16 protein-coding genes are annotated in these 16,082 nt (G+C 41.9%); 11 read left to right on the top strand and 5 right to left on the bottom strand.

The genetic code is table 11. The annotated features are described in order from the left end of the window. Window positions 1-44: 44 nt before the first annotated feature. The 4 genes from L2740_RS20305 to L2740_RS20295 all read left to right on the top strand — a co-directional run bounded on the left by L2740_RS20305 (window position 45) and on the right by L2740_RS20295 (window position 2,559). Window positions 45-254 carry a helix-turn-helix transcriptional regulator gene (locus L2740_RS20305; RefSeq protein WP_248951851.1) on the top strand — a complete coding sequence of 70 codons (210 nt, stop codon included), beginning with the start codon at window positions 45-47 and terminating at the stop codon, window positions 252-254. Between the two features lie 12 nt (window positions 255-266). Further along, window positions 267-473 (top strand): helix-turn-helix transcriptional regulator, encoded by a 207-nt coding sequence (locus L2740_RS21520; protein ID WP_420833550.1) that lies wholly within the window; start codon window positions 267-269, stop codon window positions 471-473. A 255-nt stretch (window positions 474-728) separates the two neighbouring features. Further along, complete coding sequence (locus L2740_RS20300; protein WP_248951850.1) at window positions 729-1,721, top strand: YagK/YfjJ domain-containing protein; 993 nt, start codon at window positions 729-731, stop codon at window positions 1,719-1,721. Window positions 1,722-1,902: 181 nt separating this feature from the next. Next, a complete protein-coding gene (locus tag L2740_RS20295) occupies window positions 1,903-2,559 on the top strand; it encodes an HGGxSTG domain-containing protein (protein WP_248951849.1) in 657 nt (218 codons plus the stop codon). Between the two features lie 63 nt (window positions 2,560-2,622). On the opposite strand, the gene L2740_RS20290 is transcribed toward L2740_RS20295, so the two are convergent. From L2740_RS20290 to L2740_RS20280, 3 genes are read right to left on the bottom strand one after another with little or no spacing between them, the layout of a single operon-like run. Further along, a complete protein-coding gene (locus L2740_RS20290) occupies window positions 2,623-3,264 on the bottom strand; it encodes a hypothetical protein (RefSeq protein ID WP_248951847.1) in 642 nt (213 codons plus the stop codon). Next, entirely contained in the window at window positions 3,261-3,830 is a 570-nt protein-coding gene (locus L2740_RS20285) for a hypothetical protein (protein ID WP_248951846.1), read from the bottom strand. The genes L2740_RS20290 and L2740_RS20285 overlap by 4 nt, the downstream gene beginning before the upstream one ends. A 38-nt stretch (window positions 3,831-3,868) precedes the next feature. Further along, window positions 3,869-4,522 carry a hypothetical protein gene (locus L2740_RS20280; protein WP_248951845.1) on the bottom strand — a complete coding sequence of 218 codons (654 nt, stop codon included), beginning with the start codon at window positions 4,520-4,522 and terminating at the stop codon, window positions 3,869-3,871. A 330-nt stretch (window positions 4,523-4,852) separates the two neighbouring features. On the opposite strand from L2740_RS20280, the gene hsdR reads away from it, so the two are divergent. Beyond that, on the top strand, window positions 4,853-7,309 hold the full coding sequence (gene hsdR / locus L2740_RS20275) for an EcoAI/FtnUII family type I restriction enzme subunit R (protein ID WP_248951844.1): 2,457 nt from the start codon (window positions 4,853-4,855) through the stop codon (window positions 7,307-7,309). Between the two features lie 42 nt (window positions 7,310-7,351). Here hsdR and L2740_RS20270 read toward each other — a convergent pair whose 3' ends face one another. Beyond that, window positions 7,352-7,684: a hypothetical protein gene (locus L2740_RS20270; RefSeq protein WP_248951843.1), complete on the bottom strand. Its 333-nt coding sequence runs from the start codon at window positions 7,682-7,684 to the stop codon at window positions 7,352-7,354. Window positions 7,685-7,762: 78 nt separating this feature from the next. Here L2740_RS20270 and L2740_RS20265 point away from each other — a divergent pair, with 78 nt between their 5' ends. After that, window positions 7,763-7,912, top strand: coding sequence for a hypothetical protein (locus tag L2740_RS20265; protein WP_248951842.1), 150 nt, complete (start codon window positions 7,763-7,765; stop codon window positions 7,910-7,912). Between the two features lie 10 nt (window positions 7,913-7,922). Continuing rightward, window positions 7,923-8,054 carry a hypothetical protein gene (locus tag L2740_RS21490; protein WP_275974422.1) on the top strand — a complete coding sequence of 44 codons (132 nt, stop codon included), beginning with the start codon at window positions 7,923-7,925 and terminating at the stop codon, window positions 8,052-8,054. A gap of 62 nt (window positions 8,055-8,116) precedes the next feature. Here the strand turns inward: L2740_RS21490 and L2740_RS20260 are convergent, their stop codons facing one another. Then, a complete protein-coding gene (locus L2740_RS20260) occupies window positions 8,117-8,521 on the bottom strand; it encodes a hypothetical protein (RefSeq protein WP_248951841.1) in 405 nt (134 codons plus the stop codon). A 305-nt stretch (window positions 8,522-8,826) separates the two neighbouring features. Here L2740_RS20260 and L2740_RS20255 point away from each other — a divergent pair, with 305 nt between their 5' ends. The 4 genes from L2740_RS20255 to L2740_RS20240 all read left to right on the top strand — a co-directional run bounded on the left by L2740_RS20255 (window position 8,827) and on the right by L2740_RS20240 (window position 16,082). Beyond that, the gene (locus tag L2740_RS20255; protein WP_248951839.1) at window positions 8,827-10,308 is read left to right on the top strand and encodes an N-6 DNA methylase; all 1,482 of its coding nucleotides are present in this window, start codon (window positions 8,827-8,829) and stop codon (window positions 10,306-10,308) included. Further along, entirely contained in the window at window positions 10,308-12,197 is a 1,890-nt protein-coding gene (locus L2740_RS20250) for a restriction endonuclease subunit S (protein ID WP_248951838.1), read from the top strand. The genes L2740_RS20255 and L2740_RS20250 overlap by 1 nt, the downstream gene beginning before the upstream one ends. 725 nt (window positions 12,198-12,922) lie before the next feature. After that, window positions 12,923-13,609, top strand: a complete 687-nt coding sequence (locus L2740_RS20245) for a hypothetical protein (RefSeq protein ID WP_248951837.1) — start codon at window positions 12,923-12,925, stop codon at window positions 13,607-13,609. Window positions 13,610-13,817: 208 nt separating this feature from the next. Beyond that, on the top strand, window positions 13,818-16,082 hold the full coding sequence (locus L2740_RS20240; RefSeq protein WP_248951836.1) for an McrB family protein: 2,265 nt from the start codon (window positions 13,818-13,820) through the stop codon (window positions 16,080-16,082).

Raw genomic sequence — 16,082 nt, 5'->3', positions numbered from 1 at the left:
GTATCTTCAAAATCACTCTCGAACATAAATAAACGAGAATGACCATGAAAAAATCAATTTCAATACAAACAGACCGCTTCATTCGCGAAGCAGAACGTAAAGCAATTACCTCTATATCACGCACAACAGCTTGGATTCTTGAACAAAAAGGACAGTTTCCCAAGCGACGCTACATATCCCAAAGTAGCCGCTCCGTAGGCTGGTTGCTATCAGAAGTCATTGAGTGGGTCGAATCACGTCAATCAGTTAAATAATGAGGTTTAAAAATGAAACAAAATCAACTTGATCATTTAGCAATGTATTTAGAACAAAATAGATTAGTGAGAAAACCTGAAATCCAGAAGCTCTTAGGGATCAGTCGTTCAACATTAGGTAGAAGAGTTAAGTCGGGCCAGTTCCCCTTACCTGCGCTGATACAGAACGGACGCTCATTTTGGCGCTTCAAGGACATCCATAAATGGCTGACTAACTAATAGATAAAAAGCAGGCTTAGGCCTGCTTTTTTATACCCTGAATAACTCATAGGGCTTGTCAGTTGGGCCTCAATAGGCAACCTCACCCGCTGACACACTTTGACCCACTTATGAAGTTAACATTAACCAGCTATAAAGCCCTGAAACCCTGATGTACTGACTCGTTCAAGCAAAAACCAATAATGGATTACGGCGGATATTAAATAATATACCCCGCTAGGCTAGCAGCAATGCAAACAACTAGAAAAACTAACCATGAATAAAAAGACTAATAAACCCAGCAGCCAAGCTAAGCCCCGTAAAAAGCGCTTTTGTATAACCAAACACAACTCAATGTTGTTTGCTTACAAGAACCATGCTTACGATGTTTTTAAGCCGGAACACAAGTGTTTAAACAAAAGCATAGTGAATACCATTATCTCTGATTACGAAATCATGCTTAGTCACTACAAGCGACTGTTGATTGCTAGAATTGACCTACACCCAAGCCACTACTCTATTGATAATCAGACAATTACAAAATTCTTAAAGCAGTTACAGCAATTTCTTCAAACCCAATACAAGTGCAAGGTGATTTACCATTGCGCCAGAGAGCAGAACACATCTGAGATTGAGCATTATCATCTTGAAGTCATGCTAAGTGCCCACAAGATACAGCACTCGTACCGGTTACAATCGCTTATTAAAGCAATGTGGGAAATGCATTCGAATGGCACAGTCTCATTTGTTGATAACCCTTATTGCATCACTTACAGAGGCGACAAAGCCTCACTAAAGAGTGCCATCTACCGTTCAAGTTACTTGGCTAAAGAGCACACTAAAGAGCTGAATGGCAAAGCTAAAGGCTTTTTAAGTAATAAGATCGCCCCTGCAAAAGACTTCGATCCGACTACAGATCTTATGCTGGTGGACCCAGAAATCACCTTTAATAACAACCAACGAAAGCAAGCGTTTGAACATTTTCAAATAGCTAACCCACAATTCAAGAGCCAAACATCTAGACCACCAAAACATGGCTGGTTTAACCCCCTTTCTCACGAGCAGCAACTAAAAGCGTGCATTGCCGCAAGGCCCACGAGCTTAGACCATTTAACCAATCCACCTCTAAGTGATGCCAAGCCAAAGTATCGCTATAAAGACTCGCTGATAAATGATCAAGCTAATGAAGTGATCACTCAGGATGTAACAGTGATCACTCGACTATCAGCCCATGAACCGAAAAGTGATCACTCTTTTTTGATCACCTAGATCATCAATGAGTAAATCGTAAAGCCTCTATAAACAACAGAAAACCAATACCCTTCGGGGTGTTGTAAACACTTCAATGATCAAATGCTCACTACAAATTTCAAAATACAGAACAAAGCCCATGAACCGAAGCTATTGCAAAAAGTGATCACTCGACCGTTCAAAAGGAGCAGAAACAAAAATGGCTAGATTTAACCTTGATAACTTGCCCAAATGCGGCGCTAAAACCAGAAGTGGGAAGCCCTGTCAGCGTTATGGAAATATTACCAATGGCCGCTGCAAGTTACATGGTGGCCACTCTACAGGTGCAAAAACTAAAGAAGGAAAGATGGTGCTACGTACTAATGCCTTACTCAATGTTTTTGCTTGGCACTGCGATAAAACAATCTACCTACAAATCAAAGATTCAGATCTAGAAGGGGCACTAATAGCCTATCTAACGCTAATAGAGCTAAAAGACCTAAATTCTAGCGAGCTAAAAGCTCAGGTTTTCAACGTCGTTAGCCAATATAGAATTGAGCTAGAAATGTGTAAATACCTCATCGCCGAACGTGATGGCTCAGCAGCTTTATTACTTATTCAATCGGCGTTAGATCATTACTATAAAGATGATGCCTACCAACATTTACTCTTCCACATTCACGCACCAATATATCCCTCACCTTTCTTTCAAAGGCTTACAGGCTCCAATGCTGAATTCGACCATCAAACAAAATTAATGATTAATGCAGACAGAAAAAAAGGACCTTTCTACACAGGAAGCACTAGAGCAACTCCAGGCATGAGAGCATTCAATAAGCGGATAAAAGCGTTGAAGAGTGACGCAAAGAAACCTTAAGCGTTAGCTATAGCTGTTAGAAAAATCGCAGGGCAGCTCTGCATGAGCCGCCCAAAATAACGACTACTCCCCCCTTCCCCAAGAGTCATATTCCATCCCTGAACGCCCATAGGCACTGCGCCGATACTTATCTTGCGGCAATCCTCGAGGGCCAACCTTTTCAGGTTCAGGATTTCTATTTAAGTATGCGGCGATTTCAGGGTCATTATATGTCGATGAGCAAGCTTTACCGCTTCTAAGACTTGTAACTTGAGATACTATACTCCGATTAGGGCACCGGCTAGTCATATGACTCTTAAGCTTTTTCTCTGCAATGGGCGTAGAACACTTGGGACAAAGAACTAATTTTAATACACCACTACATTCTTTGTTAATTTGACTTTTCTTCAGTTCTAGCTGCTTTTCTTTCTGCCTTTCAAGACAAGCAGCTTCATGCTTTGCTAGCTTTTTCTTTGAAACCTGAACTCCACAGCAAGTGCAATTTGTAAGAGGTGCCTTCTTCGAGTTTTTTATTGGAGCAAGCAACTTATGACCGACACGTTCAACACTTTTAGCGTTAAATGGTTTACGAGGCTTACTACCTGTCCCTCCCTGACCAACGCTTAATACTGGGCGTCCAAACCATCCATGAACATTCGCTAAATGGGTATGTAAATCACATTCAGCAACAATACACTGGCACAATTCGCACACAAGAGATTTCATTTCGCCCACCCCGTACCATTACACTTCCAGCAACGTCCACCAGCGCCGCCATCACCGCCACATTGAGAACAGAATACAGGCCCCGATTTAGTGAACTTTGAAACAAAAAGGGGATTTAACTTACGGCCTTTTTTCTTCAGACGCACATTCAATGCGCCGTGCAGCCCGCCAGCGCAAACTGACGGGGCTATCTTGTTTATATTAAATTCTTTATTTCTTTTATCAGCATATGAGTTCAACCAACTTTCTGCTGACATTTCAGATGGAAATGACGCTATAAAAACCCCCTTTTTGGTCGTTACATGCCAATTGTCCTCTAGTTGGAATAAGCGAACATTAACTAAGCCTTGTAACTTTGATAAGACTTCTGTTGAATTGTTTAGCTCGAAACTATCGCAAGGAGGATTTGTCTGTTTTTTAACGTCGAGTCCCTTTTTAGAAGGACCACCAACTAAATTTATATTCTCAGATACTTTTTTCCATCCATGATCAATTACTAGATGGCTAAATAACTCTCTGGGAGCGATGACTCTCCCGCAAAGACCACAACTATTAGCGTTTAACACCTATGCTTTCCTTTTCATCATGTATCGTGAAGCGTCTCTTAGGCTGGAAGCAACTTTGCTGTATTTGCTGCTTTCAACGTGCCATTACTCATCATTGCAGCTTTAACCTTCACTTTTGCTCCAACTGGGAACTTCTCTCTTTCTGGGGTTGAGCAGCTCACAAATTTTCCCTTGTGAGGCCCCTCTATAACCAAGAATCGTTTCTTAGAACGATTAATCACAATCTCACCGATTAGCAAGTCACGATCTTTATCTTCAAACTTGATGTTATTGTGATTTGTCGAACGAGAAGCCAACTCAAATGTGTTGACAACCTTGTCTAGCGAGTCAAAAAAGCTCGGCTGAGATAAGCTAACTCCGGCAGAAGTATTTAAGTCCGGTGCGTAGTACTTTATCGCCGCGGCCTTTCTCGCCTGAGATTCATCTTTCGACTTTGCTAACGCAACAACAAAGAACTCAGGATTGCGTAACTTAACGACAGCAGCTCGAACTTTGTCAGTAACAGAGTTAGGGGTGTTATTCCAAGAAGTGTTGTAAATTGCATACCAGCTAGTAACTAGGTCCTGACTTTCTACTATGTAAGTAGAGCCATTTGAGAACTTAATTAAATAAACTAAGAATGCTGCACACTCAGTTTGAGTTCGAGTAATGCCGTTCACCGTATTAACTGTTAATGAATATCTTTCAGCCATAAAACTGTTATCTCACAATATTTAGAGCCTTTCTTTTAGTTGGTTATCTACCACCGTTCAAGCACCTAAATTCGAAATAGTTCTTTGCATCACAGTTATTTAGCTCTCATGTCATTCATATTTGTTTTACGTCAAATAAGGTTATCCACTAGCATCCCTTGCAGCTCTACCAACAATAAATAGAACAGTTGCAATCAATGCAAAACCTCCAACCACATTATCAATCCTTGAGCTAAATCCTGTGCTTCCTTAAGGCTTTATGACACAATCGAAATGGGCAAAGCTGTCCGTAACTGTTTGTTATCTTTCCTAGAAGGACCTTGTTAGGTTATGAGCATCAATAAAGCAAAACTGACTGAAACCGATATCATCACCAAATTCATCATGCCAGCGATTAAAGACGCGGGCTGGAATGATATGACGCAAATTCGCCAAGAGGTGAAGCTACGCGACGGTAAGGTGATTGTGCGTGGCCAACTAGGTGTACGCAAAACCGTAAAGTCTGCTGATATTGTGCTTTACCATAAACCAAGCATGCCCCTTGCAGTGATTGAGGCTAAAGCTAACAAACATGAAGTAGGCAAAGGCATGCAGCAAGGGCTCGATTACGCACGCTTGCTTGAAGTGCCTTTCATCTTTGCCTCTAACGGTGATGGCTTTATCTTTCACGACAAAACAAAGCTCGGGACTAACGAAGCAAACCAGCTAGAATCCGAAATCCGTCTTGAAGACTTTCCATCACCACAAGAGCTATGGGCTAAGTATTGCGCTTGGAAAGGCTACACCGAAAAGCAGCTACCCATTATCAACCAAGAATACTATGACGATGGTAGCGGTAAGCACCCTCGTTATTACCAACTGCAAGCCATCAACAAAACCGTAGAAGCAATATCATCAGGTAAAGACCGTGTATTGCTTGTCATGGCAACAGGCACTGGTAAAACTTACACGGCGTTTCAGATCATCTGGCGCTTATGGAAGTCTCGCGCTAAAAAACGCATTCTGTTCCTCGCCGACCGCAATATCTTAGTCGATCAAACCCGCATCAATGACTTTCAGCCATTCGGCCAATCCATGACAAAGATAACGGGCAGAACCGTTGATCCTTCATACGAGATACACCTAGCCCTATATCAAGCTTTAACCGGCCCTGAAGAGGCTCAGAAAGCCTTTAAGCAAGTAGATCCAGACTTCTTTGACTTAATCATCATCGACGAGTGCCATCGCGGTAGCGCCTCAGAAGACAGCGCATGGCGTGAAATCTTAGAGTATTTCAAAAGTGCCGCTCAAGTAGGCTTAACGGCGACCCCTAAAGAAACCGATGAAGTATCAAATTCAGACTACTTTGGTGATCCGGCTTATACCTACTCCCTTAAAGAAGGTATTGAAGACGGCTTTTTAGCGCCCTATAAAGTGGTGCGCGTTGATATTGATGTTGATCTGCAAGGCTGGCGACCAACAAAAGGCCAAGTCGATAATCAAGGCGAGGTAATAGAAGATCGTATCTATAACCAAAAAGACTTTGACCGCACCATGGTGATTGATGAGCGCACTCAGCTGGTGGCCGAGACGATAACCAACTACCTAAAGCGTACCGACCCAATGGCAAAGACCATTGTCTTTTGTAATGACATCGACCACGCTGAACGTATGCGCCGAGCTATCGCCAATCTCAATCCAGAGCAAATGGCGAAGAACGATAAGTACGTGATGAAAATCACTGGTGATGATGAGCTAGGTAAAGCTCAGCTTGATAACTTCATCAATCCGAAAAAGCCTTATCCTGTCATTGCCACTACCTCAGAGCTAATGACCACGGGCGTTGATGCTAAAACCTGTAAGCTGGTGGTACTGGATCAAAACATCCAATCAATGACCAAGTTTAAACAGATCATTGGTCGCGGCACCCGTATCGACGATAGATACGGCAAGCTGTGGTTCACCATCTTAGATTTCAAAAAAGCCACTGAACTGTTTGCCGATGAGCGCTTTGATGGTACTCCAGAAAAGGTAATCATTAAGAAACCAGAAGAGATTGAAGATCCTGACATTGATATTGATGGCGCTGGAGAAGAGGGCTCAACCGACGATAACGGTAATGATGACGATGGTACTAACCAACCTGATACGCCCGAGACTGGTGGAAATGAAACCGGTGGTGCGCAAGGTACTGGTGAAGGCGAATGGACAGACGATGAAACCCGTAAAGTAGCCAAATACCGCGTGTCGGGTGTAAGCGTCAGTAAGGTCGCAGAACGTGTGCAGTATTACGACAGCGACGGTAAGTTAGTTACCGAGTCTTTCAAAGACTACACTCGAAAAACCATGGCTAAGCAGTTCAGCTCTCTCGATGAGTTCGTAAAGCGCTGGAATGACTCTGACCGTAAACAAGCCATCATCGATGAGCTCGCACAAGAGGGGATTATCTGGGCCGCACTTGAAGAGGAGGTTGGCAAAGAGATGGACCCCTTCGACATGATCTGTCATGTGGTGTACGACCAACCGCCGCTCACCCGAAAAGAACGTGCCAATAGCGTTAAAAAGCGTAATTACTTCACCAAGTATTCTGATACCGCCCAAACGGTACTAGAGAATCTACTGGTTAAATACGCCGACGTTGGGGTGCAAGAAATTGAAAGCATGCAAGTGCTAAAAGTGCAGCCCTTTAACGAGATTGGTAGCCTAAGCGAGATCGTTAAAAAAGGCTTTGGTGGTAAAAAAGAGTACGATCAAGCAATTAGCGAGTTAGAAGCTGAGATTTATCAGCTCCACCAGCAATCAGCTTAATAGAAATCGTAAAGGGGTGTTAGCGCCCCTTTGCTTTTACAGTTAGCTATCCAATTCACTAGACAGCTCTGTGAGACTCATCATAACGTCATCATTTAAGCAGCTATGACTTACATATTGACTGCGGACGTTATCAAGATTTAGAGCCTGATAACTAGGCAAATCTGCCAATATATCAAGGTATGAGTCAAGCACTTCCTCTTTGGTAGTTTGCCGCTGTAGTTGCTTCTTTATTTTCTCGGCGAGCTTTTGCTCTGCCTCTTCATCATTATCATCATAACGCGCTTCATAAACTAACCCTGCAAAGTTATTGATACTCAGGTTTAGCTTTTGCAATAACACTTTTATTTGTTTTTGTTTTACTTCTGTCCCCATGAGTCCCCAACCACTATGTCATTCTGTGCCTGTCTTAGCGAAGACACTAATTAAATTAATCCGAAAAAGGAATTGAACATGACTAAAAATAAAACTCCAATGACACCTGAAGCCGCTGCTCGCATTCAATCAGGTACAGCCAAGCAAAATGGCGGCAAGGTAGATAAAGGCAGTTTTGGTGCTCGCGCCCAACGTGCGGCTGAAACCAACAAAAAGTCAGGTAAATAAGGAGATCACCATGAGCAAATCAACACCAAAATCAAGCCCAAAAGCACCAGCTGCACCTCGTCCAAGTAATAACCCCAACTACCCAAGCACAACGGGTAAACCGTCTGGCGGCGGGCGCGGTAACATTCCAAAGGGTAAATAAAACCCTACTTGGTTAAGCTCAACAAAAGCGGTCCCTCAAGGTTACCGCTTTTTATCTATAACCTATCTACAACTCTTAGTGTATCGACGAAAAATCGGCACAAAACCTTTCGAGTCATCTTTATAATCAGAGTAGGGATAATCTTCTTGAGCCCCTTCCAGCGCACATAGACAAACATCACGCTTACTAAGGTAACGGCTTTGAGAAATAGAATTGCTACTGCCGTTAATACAGCTATCGAGCAGAGCGTATTCCACCGCGATAGGATATCGGTCACCGTAGCCTTTGGCCTCATCTCGAAGAGTATGAACACCAATATAGGTTAAAAGGGCAAGCGCTGTTCCTGTTATGATTTTCCGCTTAGAAAACTCATAACCTTTGTAGTCTTTCTCACATTTTTTACAGCGTATGTTTTCAGCGTATTCGATTTCATTATCTTCGCTGCAATGGGGGCATTCAACAATCATGGGTCACCACTAACTTTCATCCTTGCTAATTAGTTGTTTTGCTGGCTATTTAATCACAACCAAATATTAAAAGCATCGCATTTTATATAACCCGAAAACCTAACAATACCGTCATCACCCTTCACTCCTGTATTAGCGCTAAGCTGAAAACTTTACGCTTTACATATCTAACGTACGTCATGACCAGTAAAGCGAAAACGCCACCAGCTAGAACAGCAAAATAATCATAACTAACTCACTGATTACCAGTGCAGGTATTGCTATACTCCCCAGCATTATATTTAGCAATTAAAAGTAGCTTTGTTATGTCTATCAGTTCAGCGATTAAATCCATCCAAGATATTATGCGTAAAGATGCCGGTGTTGACGGCGATGCCCAGCGCCTAGGGCAAATGTCTTGGTTACTTTTCCTTAAGGTGTTCGATGCCCAAGAGGAAGAGTTAGAGCTTGAACTAGACGATTACCGTGAGCCGATCCCTGAACAGTTCCTATGGCGCAACTGGGCTGCAGACAACCAAGGCATCACAGGTGAAGAGTTACTGGACTTTGTTAACGATGAGCTATTTCCACAGCTTAAAAACCTCACTGCGCCGATAGATAAAAACCCGCGCGGCTATGTAGTCAAAGAAGCATTCTCAGATGCCTTCAACTACATGAAAAACGGCACTCTACTACGCCAAGTGATCAACAAGCTCAATGAAATCGACTTTACCGACTCAAAAGAACGTCACTTGTTTGGTGACCTGTACGAGCAGATCTTAAAAGACTTACAAAGCGCAGGTAATGCGGGCGAGTTCTATACCCCACGCGCCATCACTAAGTTCATTGTCGCGGTAACCGATCCTAAGCTTGGAGAGTCTATTATGGACCCAGCTTGCGGTACTGGTGGCTTCTTAGCGTGTGCCTTTGACCACGTTAAAACTAACTACGTGAAATCGGGCGAAGACCACAAAACCCTACAGCAACAAATCTTTGGTGTAGAGAAAAAGCAGCTGCCACACCTACTGTGTACCACTAACATGATGCTGCACGGTATTGAAGTGCCAGTACAGATTAAGCACGGCAACACCCTTAATAAGCCATTATCAAGCTGGGATGACCAAGTTGACGTCATCATCACTAACCCACCATTTGGTGGCACCGAAGAAGACGGTATTGAGAAGAACTTCCCAAGCGAAATGCAAACCCGTGAAACTGCGGATCTATTCTTACAGCTAATCATTGAAGTTCTAGCAACGAAAGGACGCGCAGCTGTGGTATTGCCAGACGGCACCCTATTTGGTGAAGGCGTTAAAACCAAAATCAAAAAGCTGCTGACTGAAGAATGCAACCTACACACTATCGTGCGTTTACCTAACGGTGTATTTAACCCTTACACAGGCATTAAAACTAACATCCTATTCTTCACTAAAGGTCAGCCAACCAAAGATGTCTGGTTCTATGAGCACCCATATCCTGCAGGGGTGAAAAACTACAACAAAACCAAGCCAATGAAGTTTGAAGAGTTTGTAACTGAATTGAGCTGGTGGGGCGTTGAAGCCGACGGTTTTGCATCACGAGTTGAAAACGAGCAAGCATGGAAAGTGTCTATCGATGACATCATCGCTCGCAACTACAATCTAGATATTAAAAACCCGCATGTAGGTGATGTGGTCAGCCACGATCCACAAGCGTTATTACAAGACTACGCCAAGCAGCAAGCCGATATTCAAGCCTTGCGTGATCAGCTAAAAGGTATTCTTTCTGCCGCCCTTTCTCCAAAAGATTCAGCGGGAGAAGCTAAATAATGGCTGAGCACGCATTTAATAAGGCTGCAGAACTAAATCCAGAACGAAGCTCTGAGTTAAGTGCAGAACAATTAATCACAGAAAACCTAGATATCTGGACCAGCGCCATCGAGCAGAAGTCAGCATCAGGCCGTGGTTCATCGAAGAAGTTTTCATTGCATGGCATCAAAAAGCTGCGTGAGCTGATTTTAGAACTTGCCGTGCGCGGTAAGTTGGTTCCACAAGATGAGAGTGACGAGCCAGCATCGGTGTTGCTTGAACGTATTGCCGCTGAAAAAGCACAATTAGTGAAAGACAAGAAGATTAAAAAGCCTAAAGCTTTGCCTGAAATTAGTGAGGATGAAAAGCCGTTTGAACTGCCGAAGGGTTGGGGCTTTCAACATTTAGGTGATTTAGGTGTCGTCGGGTCAAGTAGTCGGGTTCAAAAAAAGGATTGGCAAGATTCAGGTGTACCATTTTATCGGGCAAGGGAAATAATTAAGTTATCTGTTAATGGTACCGTAGATAACGATCTTCATATTTCAAATGAACTTTTTTTAGAACTATCAAAAAGTGGTACAGCGCCAGAACCAGAAGATATTATGATTACTGGTGTCGGTACCATTGGCGTGCCATATGTAGTAACCCCTAATGATAAGTTTTATTTTAAAGATGCAAGTGTTCTCATATTCAAAAATATTGCCAAGTTGTACCCTTTATATTTAGATATTTTTATGAAATCTCCACTTTGGAATAGGGATATTCACAAAGATAGTATGGGTACTACTGTACATACTCTAACTATTGTTAGAGCTAATAGTGTTATTGTACCTGTACCGCCGTGTGAAGAACAACAACGCATCGTTGCTAAAGTCGATGAGCTGATGAGTTTGTGTGATGCCCTAGAAGCACAAACAGAAGCTAGCATTACTGCACACCAAACCTTAGTTGAAACCTTGCTAGGGGCGTTACTGCTTCCTTCCGCTGATGCTAACAGCCCTGAACAGGTAGACAGCCCTGAGCCGTCTTTTGATAACAGCCCTGAGCGGCACTTTAGAGAGAGCTGGCAACGTGTTGCCGAGCACTTCGACACGTTATTCACCACCAGCGCCAGCATCGACACGCTAAAGCAAACCATTCTGCAACTCGCCGTCATGGGCAAGCTGGTACCACAGGATACTAATGATGAACCAGCCGCTAAGCTACTAGAGCGTATCGCCGCAGAAAAAGCGCAATTAATAGCTGACAAGAAAATCAAAAAGCAAAAACCACTGCCCGCCATCACCGATGAAGAAAAACCGTTTGAACTGCCGCAAGGGTGGGAGTGGTGTAAGTTCGGTTTATTATCCGAGTTCCTAAATGGAGATAGAGGTAAGAATTATCCTAATAAAAGTGAGTACGTAGAGGCTGGTATTCCATGGATAAATACTGGTCATATTGAACCAAATGGAACACTTACTACTCAGAATATGAATTATATAACCAAAGAGAAGTTTGACTCACTTCGAAGCGGTAAGGTGTTACCAAATGATCTCGTGTATTGCTTACGTGGCGCAACATTTGGTAAAACAGCTTTTGTTAAACCTTATTCTGAAGGCGCAATAGCCTCATCTTTAATGATAATTCGTGCTTACGACACTCGGTTAAATGATTTCATATATAGATATCTAACGAGTGCCTTTGGCCGCTCTCAAATATTCAGATTTGATAATGGCTCTGCTCAACCAAATTTATCCGCGAATAGCGTCGGTTTATATGCCTTTCCTTGCCCCCCACTCAAGGAACAAAAACGCATCGTTGCTAAAGTTGATGAGTTAATGGCGCTTTGCGACCAACTTAAAGCCCGTTTAGCTGACGCGCAAACTACCCAACTCCATCTCACCGACGCCATCGTCGAACAGGCGGTGTAGTAGTTTATTCACTCCAGCCGTTATTCATACGGCTGGATGTATCCAGCTATGTTGAACACACTAATCATATTGAACTTAAATCCCAAACATAATCATGACCTCAAAATTAAAATTATCTAAGCTCATAACATTAAGCGCCTTGCTCTTTGCATCACAATTTGCGGCGGCTGATACTTATACACCAAGCCCAAATTGCAGCAAGCCCTACAAGCCTTATGAATTTAACTCACAGTGGGAAGTTGATAACTTCAATGATAGCGTTCAACGCTATAAACGCTGTATCAACGATTTTATTGAAGAACAAAATGATGCTGTTTAAACCCACCGAAATGCAGCAAATGATGCAATTGAAGAATGGAATCGCTTCGTTAACTATGAGTTGAACTGATCGCCCTAATTTGAATATAGGAAAGGCGCTCATTGAGCACTAATATTACTATCTAGATGTTTTTATTGTTATAATTTCATGATTTTGAGTTACACCCCATTTTCTAGAATGGCTAATGTGCTACCGTTCATATACGTAGAGTGAAGCTATAATTGCTCTGCATTAAGCGTCGCATATCCCATAGCGATAGGTAGTAACAAAGTCAGATTTTCAGAGCTTATGGCTATATCTGGTTCTCTACCTCACTCTAAGTAGAATGAGATTTCGCCAACACTTGTGTCACGGTTTTATAGTGACACAAGCAGGTTTAGTGTTTGCATGATTATAGGGAAATAAAATGAAAAACAAGAATGCATTAATCATTTTAGAAAGACCGTGGAATTTATTTCGTCGTGAAAGCTCAGTCGCTATAGATCAAAACGTGGTCAGTGTATTGCCATACTTTCAGGGACTAGAGCGTACTAACGGCAATTTCGACCTTTACCATACCAATTTTTACGAAGCAAAAAGCTTTGATTTAGCGCTTGATGAACTTACTCAGCTTAACTACGCAAACTACTATGTTTATATCGCATGTCATGGTTCAGGTTTACGTTTAGGGGGCATGAACTTAACGACTCTACTAGGGAAAGTCAGCGCTAAAGCCAAAGAAAGAAATATCGTTGGCGTACTACTCGGCTCATGCTTAGTGGGTAAAAATACAAGTCACTTAGAAGTGTACACAGAGTCTTCATCCATTGTGTGGCAGCTAGGTTACAAATGCTCTGTAGATTGGCTTGAAGGTACACTTTTAGATTTAAAGTTCTTTAATAATTTAATGGTACTTAACGAAGAAGAGTTAGCCGATAATGACTCGATTTTAGATGAAATGAAAAGCGCATTGAGCACCTATAACCCTATGGCGTCAATCGGAGTAGATAAAAATGGAAGCTCGATGCTAATCTCTGAATCATTGACTGCCATTATTCAGCCTAAAGGAAAGGGGCAAAGAGCAAAAGACTATAGCCACCTGTTATTTGAATAAGATTCTATGTGAGTTCAGGCTAGCTTATTAAGTTAGCCTCAACCCGGTAAGCATTCTATTCTGATTAAGTGATAACGCTGATGGCTGGCTGAAGTGCCATTGAATGCCCTTAACAATAACAGCAATGCGGCAATATTACTCAGCAGAGCTTACAACAAACCCTCATATTCACCTTACCTACACCATCGTCGAACAGGCTATATAATCAATGAGCAACACAGACATTATCTATAGTTTTGATGTCGTTAAAGACCTTTCCGATGCAGAGATTTATCAACGTTTGTTTGATAGCTGGGGCATCACCAATGGCAAGATAGAAGTTTGGGGGGAACTCGTTGACCCTCAAACTAACAAGTTTATTAATTTACACAAGGTTAGATTAATAGCTGGCAATCAAACCATAAATTATCCGTTAAAACTTAGACATGGAATAGAGTCCGGAATCTATGTCCCATATGACTACGCAAAGGCTCTTTTAAATACCAAGCTAAGAGTTTGGGTTAAGTGTGAGTTAGTACTCTCTCCATTGAAAGAACGCCAGAAGCATAACAACCCGTTTGAATTAACTGTCAAATTTGGTTCTGCAGAAGTGCTTCAAGCTTTACCGATTAACTTTGATAAATCACAGTTAATCGAAGGTGATGAGAGCAGCTATATCGTTAAGTCTATATATGACTTTCACATGGCAAATTTGCAGCAAGAATTGGCAGCAGCTGAACAAAAACTTCAACAAGATCTAAATCAGATAACAAGTAAGAAAGATGAGTTAATAGCATCCATAGAGGCTGAACAGCAGCAAGCTACCAATCAAATTATTAATGAACACAATAGCAAGAAGCAACTTGCAGAGCTTGAGTTAGTAAAAGTTAACAAGGCTCTTGCACAAACCGAAGTTGCATTATCTGAGTTACAACAAGAAAAAAGCGCGCTTAAACTTAATACCCAGAAGTTAAGCTCAGAGCTTAATCAACGTCAAAATGAACTCAACTCCCTTAAAGTTCAATACAAAGAGATACAGTTGGAAATGGCCAAAAAAATTGAAAAACTAAAATCTTATATTGCTGAAAAAGCTGTTTTTCTTAAGGACTTTGAGTTCATCGATGAAGATGATTTCGATAGCTTTATCTTTGATGCAGTAAAAGAGCGTGATACTACAGAAATGGTCAGCTTTGATGAAGTGTTTAAGGGAGACTACAAGCTAACTGTTTCTTATATTCAGGCCTTTCTTAAAGAACAAGGGATACTGTATCCGAGGCATGTCATTGAGAACTACCTTACACTTATTCGCTCAAACGATCTTATCATTCTTGCTGGTGACTCAGGCTCAGGTAAAACGAATTTGGTGCAATCGTTTGCCAAAGCCGTTGGCGGTGTATCTAAAATTATTCCAGTAAAGCCGAACTGGACCAGTTCCGAAGATCTGCTTGGTTACTATAATCCACTTGAGAAAAAATACCTTGCAACACCATTTCTCGAAGCGCTAATTGAAGCACAACAAAACCCTGAGATTCCTTACTTTATCTGTTTAGATGAGATGAATTTAGCAAGGGTTGAGTACTATTTTGCAGACTTTTTATCGAAGCTAGAAGATCGAGAAAAAACACCTGAGATCCAACTTTATTCTGATGATGAATCTGCGCATGTGTTATCAGAACTTAAAGCAGTGGTGGCCATCATTTCAGAAGCAAAAGAAAAGTACTCTCAAGACGGGCTGGTCGACTTCGTAAAGCTGATGCAAGATGAAGCCGTCAACGCTGAAATGAAGCGTGCTTTTGGCTTTAGCGATAAAGACTCATTAATAAAATACCATGGCGATATACGCCGAATGCTGGCAGGGGTTATTAATACACCTTCGACAATAAAAGTGCCTGCAAACGTACGTATCGTTGGTGCCATCAACATCGATGAAACAACACACTATTTGTCTCCTAAGATTCTAGACCGTGCCCATATAATGCGATTTGAATCACCACTTTTATCTGACTGGGACTCCATTTTTGATGAGGTCAAGGGCTATGGTTTTGATGATGTCAGCAAGCCTGTATTACTTGATGCAGAAGCATTAGGTATTCGTGAAAGTTATCCAAAATTTGAACGAAGTAATGAGTTCTGCGAACTCTTTATTGACCTAAATAGAGAATTCTTCCACAAGATTGGCGTTGAGTTTGGTATGCGCACTATTCGTCAGGGATTAAATTATTTAGCACTCTTTAAAGATGTTAATTCTGATAGCGAGCTAGCTATCAATAACTTTTTACTGCATAAGGTACTACCTAAATTTACCTTTGATGGTAATAAAAGTATTGGTGATCAAACTAAGCTGGAATTGATAGAGAGGGTGCTAACTGAGCGCCTTAAGTTACAACTTCCAAATCATGAAAACTACAGTGATGTATTTTGTGCAGTTAAGGCATTAGAAACCGTTGTTAGAGACGCCAAAGCAAACGATGGTGTAGTGAATTTCTGGTCGTAA

The organism is Shewanella pneumatophori (assembly GCF_023283895.1).
GTDB lineage: Bacteria > Pseudomonadota > Gammaproteobacteria > Enterobacterales > Shewanellaceae > Shewanella > Shewanella pneumatophori.
The sequence above is the reverse complement of the archived record's forward strand: the minus strand, read 5'-3'. Positions and strand labels throughout refer to the sequence as shown.

Excerpts from the sequence above, each read along its gene's own strand:
- L2740_RS20295 (WP_248951849.1), top strand. The coding sequence starts at position 1,903 with ATGGCTAGATTTAACCTTGATAACTTGCCCAAATGCGGCGCTAAAACC.
- L2740_RS20260 (WP_248951841.1), bottom strand. The coding sequence starts at position 8,521 with ATGATTGTTGAATGCCCCCATTGCAGCGAAGATAATGAAATCGAATAC.
- L2740_RS20300 (WP_248951850.1), top strand. The coding sequence starts at position 729 with ATGAATAAAAAGACTAATAAACCCAGCAGCCAAGCTAAGCCCCGTAAA.
- L2740_RS20305 (WP_248951851.1), top strand. The coding sequence starts at position 45 with ATGAAAAAATCAATTTCAATACAAACAGACCGCTTCATTCGCGAAGCA.
- L2740_RS21520 (WP_420833550.1), top strand. The coding sequence starts at position 267 with ATGAAACAAAATCAACTTGATCATTTAGCAATGTATTTAGAACAAAAT.
- L2740_RS20250 (WP_248951838.1), top strand. The coding sequence starts at position 10,308 with ATGGCTGAGCACGCATTTAATAAGGCTGCAGAACTAAATCCAGAACGA.
- L2740_RS20240 (WP_248951836.1), top strand. The coding sequence starts at position 13,818 with ATGAGCAACACAGACATTATCTATAGTTTTGATGTCGTTAAAGACCTT.
- L2740_RS20280 (WP_248951845.1), bottom strand. The coding sequence starts at position 4,522 with ATGGCTGAAAGATATTCATTAACAGTTAATACGGTGAACGGCATTACT.
- L2740_RS20255 (WP_248951839.1), top strand. The coding sequence starts at position 8,827 with ATGTCTATCAGTTCAGCGATTAAATCCATCCAAGATATTATGCGTAAA.
- hsdR (WP_248951844.1), top strand. The coding sequence starts at position 4,853 with ATGAGCATCAATAAAGCAAAACTGACTGAAACCGATATCATCACCAAA.
- L2740_RS20245 (WP_248951837.1), top strand. The coding sequence starts at position 12,923 with ATGAAAAACAAGAATGCATTAATCATTTTAGAAAGACCGTGGAATTTA.
- L2740_RS20290 (WP_248951847.1), bottom strand. The coding sequence starts at position 3,264 with ATGAAATCTCTTGTGTGCGAATTGTGCCAGTGTATTGTTGCTGAATGT.
- L2740_RS21490 (WP_275974422.1), top strand. The coding sequence starts at position 7,923 with ATGAGCAAATCAACACCAAAATCAAGCCCAAAAGCACCAGCTGCACCT.
- L2740_RS20265 (WP_248951842.1), top strand. The coding sequence starts at position 7,763 with ATGACTAAAAATAAAACTCCAATGACACCTGAAGCCGCTGCTCGCATT.
- L2740_RS20270 (WP_248951843.1), bottom strand. The coding sequence starts at position 7,684 with ATGGGGACAGAAGTAAAACAAAAACAAATAAAAGTGTTATTGCAAAAG.